At 57.9% G+C, this 6,678-nt stretch carries 8 protein-coding genes; 5 read left to right on the top strand and 3 right to left on the bottom strand.

The annotated features are described in order from the left end of the window. Both uvsE and sphst_RS10685 read right to left on the bottom strand, forming a co-directional pair. On the bottom strand, window positions 1–837 hold an 837-nt coding region (gene uvsE / locus sphst_RS10680), incomplete at its 3' end, for a UV DNA damage repair endonuclease UvsE (RefSeq protein ID WP_107045531.1). Then, window positions 834–1,850, bottom strand: coding sequence for a DHH family phosphoesterase (locus sphst_RS10685; RefSeq protein WP_051916185.1), 1,017 nt, complete (start codon window positions 1,848–1,850; stop codon window positions 834–836). The genes sphst_RS10685 and uvsE, both read right to left, overlap by 4 nt. 302 nt (window positions 1,851–2,152) lie before the next feature. Between sphst_RS10685 and sphst_RS10690 the strand changes: the two genes are divergently transcribed. The 4 genes from sphst_RS10690 (at window position 2,153) to sphst_RS20485 (ending at window position 4,649) form a co-directional block, all read left to right on the top strand. Further along, the gene (locus sphst_RS10690; protein WP_031393013.1) at window positions 2,153–2,389 is read left to right on the top strand and encodes a hypothetical protein; all 237 of its coding nucleotides are present in this window, start codon (window positions 2,153–2,155) and stop codon (window positions 2,387–2,389) included. 53 nt (window positions 2,390–2,442) lie between these two features. Beyond that, window positions 2,443–3,096 carry an HAD family hydrolase gene (locus sphst_RS10695; RefSeq protein ID WP_199848952.1) on the top strand — a complete coding sequence of 218 codons (654 nt, stop codon included), beginning with the start codon at window positions 2,443–2,445 and terminating at the stop codon, window positions 3,094–3,096. Between the two features lie 83 nt (window positions 3,097–3,179). After that, on the top strand, window positions 3,180–4,406 hold the full coding sequence (locus tag sphst_RS10700) for an esterase-like activity of phytase family protein (protein ID WP_159043575.1): 1,227 nt from the start codon (window positions 3,180–3,182) through the stop codon (window positions 4,404–4,406). 39 nt (window positions 4,407–4,445) lie between these two features. Next, the gene (locus tag sphst_RS20485; RefSeq protein WP_159043576.1) at window positions 4,446–4,649 is read left to right on the top strand and encodes a hypothetical protein; all 204 of its coding nucleotides are present in this window, start codon (window positions 4,446–4,448) and stop codon (window positions 4,647–4,649) included. On the opposite strand, the gene sphst_RS10705 is transcribed toward sphst_RS20485, so the two are convergent. Continuing rightward, window positions 4,646–5,299 (bottom strand): PAS domain-containing protein, encoded by a 654-nt coding sequence (locus sphst_RS10705; RefSeq protein WP_107045532.1) that lies wholly within the window; start codon window positions 5,297–5,299, stop codon window positions 4,646–4,648. The two genes, sphst_RS20485 and sphst_RS10705, sit on opposite strands and share 4 nt — an antisense overlap. A 347-nt stretch (window positions 5,300–5,646) precedes the next feature. Here sphst_RS10705 and sphst_RS10710 point away from each other — a divergent pair, with 347 nt between their 5' ends. Next, entirely contained in the window at window positions 5,647–6,399 is a 753-nt protein-coding gene (locus sphst_RS10710; protein ID WP_031393016.1) for a ZIP family metal transporter, read from the top strand. Window positions 6,400–6,678 lie beyond the last annotated feature (279 nt).

Genomic DNA, 6,678 nt, shown 5'->3' on the forward strand with positions numbered 1-6,678 from the left:
GACCGGCGCCTTAAGCAGTTCACCTTTTTTCGCCTTTGCCGTTCCGGCGATCGCAGCCGCCCGCGCCTTGGGCGTGATCTTCTGTTTGATCTCGCGAAGCTCGGTGCGCGGCGACGAGAAATGGATTTTGGGCCGCACTCCCGCGGGCCAGGTTGCCAGGAAGCGTTCCAGCGTTTCGCGCATGTCCAACCGTTCGGGGTTAAGGCACCACATGTGTTGATAATCGAAAATAAGCCTCACGCCGGTACGCTCATGGATCCAGAGCACGTCGGCCGCTGAGAAGCGGATGTCGTCATTCTCAAGCACCAGCCGGCGCCGGACATGCTCGGGACATTGCTCCCACCCTTCGATCCAACGGGCGCGACTTGCCTCGTGATCGTCGTACACACCGCTGACATGGGTGATCATCACCGCTTCGTCGTCGAGCTCCATCCGGTTGAGCATCTCGGCCTGGCTGGACAGATCCCAGATGCTCTTCTTCGTCAGTTCCGGGTTAGGCGCGTTTAGAAGCACGTATTGCGACGGGTGGAATGACAGCCGGATATCATACGCCTTGGCCTTCGCGCCGAACGCGCGAAGCTCGGCATCGCTGTCTGCGACCATGGAATGAAACTGCGGCATGTCAGGGTGGGTGGCGTAAGGCGCAATGTCCGATGATAGCCGGTACATGTCGAGCTTCTCGGATTTGAGATAATCGAGCACGTGATCAAGCAGCTCAAGGGAGCATTTCAGATGCGGGTTCTTTTGCCAACGCCGCGTATCCTGCGATTTTAGGTCTGGCTTGCCCATCACTTTGACGGGAAAGCCGAGGCGTAAGGGACGATCGTTGCCGGTCATGCTTTTACCTGTGCTTGAGGCAGACCGAGGTCTGCAATGAACGCGTTCCAGACTGCGATCGGCAACGCGCCACCAGTCGCCTGGGCATGGCCGTTGCCATACCGCCCATCGGCGCCGTCCGGTCGGTGCTCAGCAAGGAAACTGATAAGGTCACGCCCGCTGGCCGATCGGGCGGCGAAATGCACCCAGCCGGGCCGGTAACCGCGGTTCGCGGCGATCACGATCTTGTCTTTCAGCCGACCGCGCCATTGCTGCGCGATCAGCGGGTGGATCTGGCAAGGTGAGTTCAGGCCGATCAGCGCCACGTCGCCCATGACGAGTGGCGCGGCGCGCTTGCCCTCGTCCATTGCCGCCCGTACCTCTGCCTTGGCAGCATGCAGTGCCAGCGCGTCGGCGTCGTCGCCCTTGGTGATCCTCTTAGGACCGTCCACAGTGAGCAGCAGGCGTAGCGCCGGTCCGGCGTCGGCCAACGCGGTCCGGCGCGGCGCGTTGATCAGCGATGTCGCGTCGCGTAACGCGGTTTTGCCCCAGCGGGCTTGAGCCTCCTCGAGTTCAGGAAAGCCGAGCCCATCTGCCATGTCGCCGATGAGGCCGATTGCCGCGAGCCATAACAGATCGGGTTGCTCGCCGAGCGCATGGGCTGCCCACCACGCCAATAGAGCAGTAGTTGGCTCGGGATTGAGCCCGTTACCACTAATCGTCACCGCATCTTGCGGTTCGCCGGTCGGAACGTGGTGGTCGACGACCAGCGTTGGGCAGCCTGGCAGCACCGGTTCGGACCGCGTTCCAAGGTCTGCCACGATCAATCCAGCGGGCTTGAGTGCGGCAATGCGATCACGGGTCTCGACTTCCCATGGCGATCCCGTCTTTCCAATCACAAGCGGCTCACTGTTCCAGCCAGCCTGGCGAAGGGCGCGCACAAGGATCGCTGCGGCAGAAAGTCCGTCGGCATCAAAGTGGCTGAGAACAACGATCGGACCTTCGCGTCCGAAAGTGGCGAGTGCGTCCGTCATGGCCTGTCGCGCCGCGGTCCGAACATCACCGGCTTTGGAAAGTCTGCCAATCATTGAATGCTAACGAAGGACGAGCGTCCGGGCTCCGCCTTCACTTCCATGGGGACCGTATGATGCTGCTGCGGTGAGCCGATCCCGTTGCAGGTCCGGGACAGATGAGGATCAGGGCGGCAACGCGGACCAGCGGTAGTTATGGAGGATGCCCGCAGCTGCTTCAAATGGCTCCGTTCCATGGCCCTCTGTTTCGCCGAAGGAACGCGCCATGACGGCATCCGTTCGGCTTGTTTGGAAGGAGTCTATCAATGCAACAGCCGGGCCTTCATGGGCGTCATCGTGACAAGAATGGCGAAATCAGCCGTAAGCATGGCAACACGCTGGTGAGTACGCTGCGCAAGATTTACGGCCCCTCGTTTGCACCCGCTGCGCAGCCAAGCGACCGGTTGGCGGACGTTCTGGTTGAGATGGACGAACCGTCGTTGACCAAGCTTGTCCATGATCACGAACGTGGCGATCTCGAAGGCAAGGTTGCGGCTGCGTAGGCCCCGGTGAGAGGACGAATATGCTAGGTTTGAGCGGCCCAAAACGGCCTAAGATGGTGGCGTTTGACATTATCGGCACCGTCTTTCCCTTGGAGCCGCTTCGCCCCTCTATTGTTGCGCTAGGCCTTCCGCCCGCAGGATTAGAGGGGTGGTTTGCCGCTGGGTGCCGCGATGCCTTCGCAATGGCGGCCGTCGGGGACTTCGCGCCGTTCAAGACAGTATTGGAGGCAACTCTGGACGGCGTATTGGCTGAACAAGGACTGGATGCCCCCGCCGATGAGCGCAAGGCGCTTTTAGAGAAGTTAGAAACGCTTGATGCCCGTGATGGAGTCCGAGAAGCGTTCTTGCTTCTCGCAGACGTCGGCATTCCCGTGATGGCGCTATCGAACGGCGCCAAGAGTGCTACCAGGGCATTGCTGGAGCGTTCTGGATTGATTGACCTGGTTCAAGAGGTCGTATCCGTCGACGAGATCAAGCTCGCAAAGCCACGGGGCGAAGTCTATGCCCACGCCGCGCAAAAGGCTGGCGTTGACCGCGCAGAGCTGGCGCTCGTGGCGGCCCACCCGTGGGATATAAACGGTGCTGCCTCAGCAGGCCTTGTCACCGCGTACCTTGCTGCGGACCGCCCTTACTCGCGAGTTATGCGCAAGCCAGATATAGAGGCACTGACGTTGCCGGAAATTGGGCGTCGGCTAACCGCACTCTAGATGCCCCTTTCTCGCCGACATTTCGGTAAATGCGCGACGCAGAAGTCAATTGGACCGGCGTTACGAGGCAAATGGAAATAGACATGAGTTATGCGGTCAGCCGTCTTGATTGGACCGATACGTCGCTCGGTACCATCCCGACGCCTCGGGGACAGCTGGCGCTTCGTGCGAGTTTCGGCTCCGGACTGACAACACGAGCTGGGGATCCTCCAGGCCGGGTCTGGGCGGTCTGCGATCGGGGGCCGAACCTGAAGGTGAAGATTGCGATGGAGCGTTATGGCTTGGATCTGCTCGCTCCACTTGCCGACGTTCCCGGTGCCAAGATCATGCCGGATCCTGCAATCGGCCCTACAATCGCTGAGTTGCAAATCGACGGCGACACGGTGACGCTCCTCCGCACCATTCGACTGGTTGATGAGAGCGGCCATCCTGTTCTTGGCCTTCCGGACGCCAGCAGCGGGCATGTCGTGCTTGAGCCGGTATTTGACATCCAGGGCCAACCAATCGGTCCATCACAGCTAGGCCTCGATACCGAGGGTATCGCCGCGCTTGCATCGGGTGGTTTCTGGATAGGCGATGAGTTCGCACCAGCACTGGTTTGGGTAGACGCCGAGGGGCGTATCGTTCACCGACTGGTGCCACGGAGGGTTGATCATGCTGGCATCGAAGGTGGCGAACCTGGTCTTCCTGCGATCGCGGCACGCCGGCAGATCAACCGCGGGTTCGAGGCACTCACTCTATCGGGTGACGAACGGTCGTTGTTTCTTGCGTTCCAAAGCCCGCTGGCTCATCCCGACGAGGACGCACACCGTCGGGCACGCCATGTTCGTTTCTGGCGACTGAATGCGGAAACGGGCGAAGTCACCGATCAATATCTGTACCCGCTGGACCGCCCAAAAAGCTTTCGACGTGACAGGATGCTCGGGCAATTCGGACGCGAAGACATTAAGGTTAGCGAGATTGCATGGATACCGGACAACGGCCTCCTCGTACTGGAGCGCGGATCGGCTACAACCAAATTGTACCGTGTGGAACTAGATCCGCAATCAATCTTGCAGCCGGAGCATCTGGACATCCGTACCAGGCCCACGCTCGAGGAGATGAGCGCTGCGAACGACTTGGCGCTTCCCGTTCTTGCCAAACATCTGCTGTTCAGCAGTGACGACATCCCCGAAATGAGCGCTGATCTCGAAGGAATAGCATTCTTGTCGCCAACCGATCTGCTGCTGGTCAACGACAACGATTTTGGCGTCGAGGGTGCAAAGACGAGCTTCTGGCGCATTCGCTTTGACGATCCGCTCTGGTCGTAAGCCTATCGCTATGTTCGGCAGGCTCGATAATTTGAGAACGTGACAGGAATTTCACTTTTAACCCACAGCACAGTTTTGCAAAACCGCTTCATGGCAAACGAAGATGAATCAGCTGGTGTTGCTCGGGCGTGCGCCCTCATGCGTGAAGCGCTTCTGCTGCTTCATGCGGCCGGTATCACACTACCGGCAACGCATCTTGAGCAAGCTTTGCATCTTTTGAATGAAGAAATCGAAGTTCGCTAATCGCTAGACGTTTCTTCCAACAGCTTTTCAATTTTTGCAATGCCAGTAGAGGTTAGCTGACCAGCACAGACTTTGGATTTAAAGCGGTCAATGAGCTTTTTCTCTTCAAGGGCTTTTAGCCAACGAGCGAGACTGGGTTCTCGGCAACCGGTACGAAAAGACATCTGGCTAAGGCTGATACAAGTTCCTTCTGCTTCGGCCTTATAGAACTGCAACAATATGAGCCAGGCATAGTCGCTAAACAGGTCATCGCCTAGTTCTGTACGGCGCGATCGTAGGGCATGCTCCCTCCTACAGGCCGACCGCCAGAGCATTTCTGGTGATAGCTTGACAGTTTTAAGGTCAACTCGATTAATCGTACCTACAAGTCTTCCCTCGTCGAGGCCGCTTCGTAGGCGGGATACCTGCACATCGCTCCAAACTGCTGGACCGTTAGGGCGGAGATATCGCTTCCGGATGGTAAGCGGCCCTCCGCTTGCTTCGAGCTTATCGACGAGAGATGCGTTCCAGGTAACGTCATCGGGGTGGGTTATCTGGGTGTACGACATGCCGATCAGTTCGGCCTCTGATCGATGCAGGAGTTCGCAGATATCGTGATCAACGGCGAGGATGTGCCCGCAGGCATTTGATATCGAATGTCCTACCAGCATTACATCCCCGTCGCTTCTTGTTTTGTATCTTGAGTAACGACTGAGAAGGTTTGCGGATGCGTTGCCAAAAACGGATTTTCGTTTGTCAATGATGCCAATCGGTCAAACTGTTTTGGCTTCGCAAAAATATAGAAGCGTAAATCCCGGTTTTTAAACGAATTTGCGTTTTGCCATAAGAAAGCCGTTTACAATAGATACCCGTTTGCGCGCTTAGAATTTTCAGAAAACTTACCAGTCTAGGCAATATATCGAACCTCAAACGGGCGCAAAGGGCGTTTTCCGGCTGGCGGACATGTTTTCTGTCTCGGTGGTTGTTGGCTCATTAAGGCGGGATAAGGTGCCCAAGTATGATTGAAGCAGGGTTCTGGGGCTTTGTCGGTGGGTCGGCGTTGATACTCGGTGCAACCATTGCCTGGTTCGTGACGCTGCCGCAGCGTCTCATTGCCGGTATCATGGCGATCGGTTCAGGCGTTCTAATCTCTGCAGTCGCCTTCGACCTGATGGATGAAGCCTTTCAACGGGGTGGGTTCGATTCCACCGCCATCGGCTTTCTAGGCGGAGCGTTGGTGTACACGATCGCCAATATCGCAATCTCCAAAAAGGGTGCGCGGCATCGTAAGCGATCGGGATCGAACGTTGATGAGAGCCAACCGGGTGCCGACAGCGGCGGTGGCCTCGCGATCGCCGTGGGCGCACTGCTTGATGGTATCCCAGAGTCCGTTGTCATTGGCGTGAGTCTGCTCGGTGGTACAGGTGTTAGCACCGTCACCGTTGCTGCCATCTTTCTGTCGAACGTGCCCGAGGGGCTTTCGAGTGCTGCCGGCATGAAGAAGGCCGGCCGAAGTGCACGATACGTGTTTGGTGTGTGGATCGGTATCGCGCTGGCATCTGGACTTGCCGCGATGCTTGGCAACGTGGCTTTGGCTACTGCAGGACCAGATATTATCGCGGCCGTGACGGCGGTTGCTGCAGGAGCAATCCTCGCCATGCTGGTTGATACCATGATCCCTGAGGCAACCGAGGCGACACATGACTACAGCGGATTGATCGCCGTGGTCGGCTTCCTGCTGGCTTTCATCCTGACCAAATCAGGTGGCTGATGATTGCCGAAAGGCACCATGCAGGACTGCCAAACGAGAGCGTCGTGCCCACGTTTCGAGATAGCGAGGGACTGCCAGCACGGTTAAAGCGTTATGAAAGGCACAGGGAACGCGATGCTTAGCTTTCTACAGGACGGCGGAGAAATGGGCGCGGCGGTGCGTGCGTTCGATTGGGATCGAACGACACTGGGTGCCCCCTGACCTGCTCCCCAGAATTCATGCCATTGGTAAGTTAGCTCGTCAGATGGAGACGAGTGATGCGGCGAGGCCGATTTACCG

Source organism: Sphingomonas sp. STIS6.2 (genome assembly GCF_000732685.2).
GTDB lineage: Bacteria > Pseudomonadota > Alphaproteobacteria > Sphingomonadales > Sphingomonadaceae > Sphingomonas > Sphingomonas aerolata.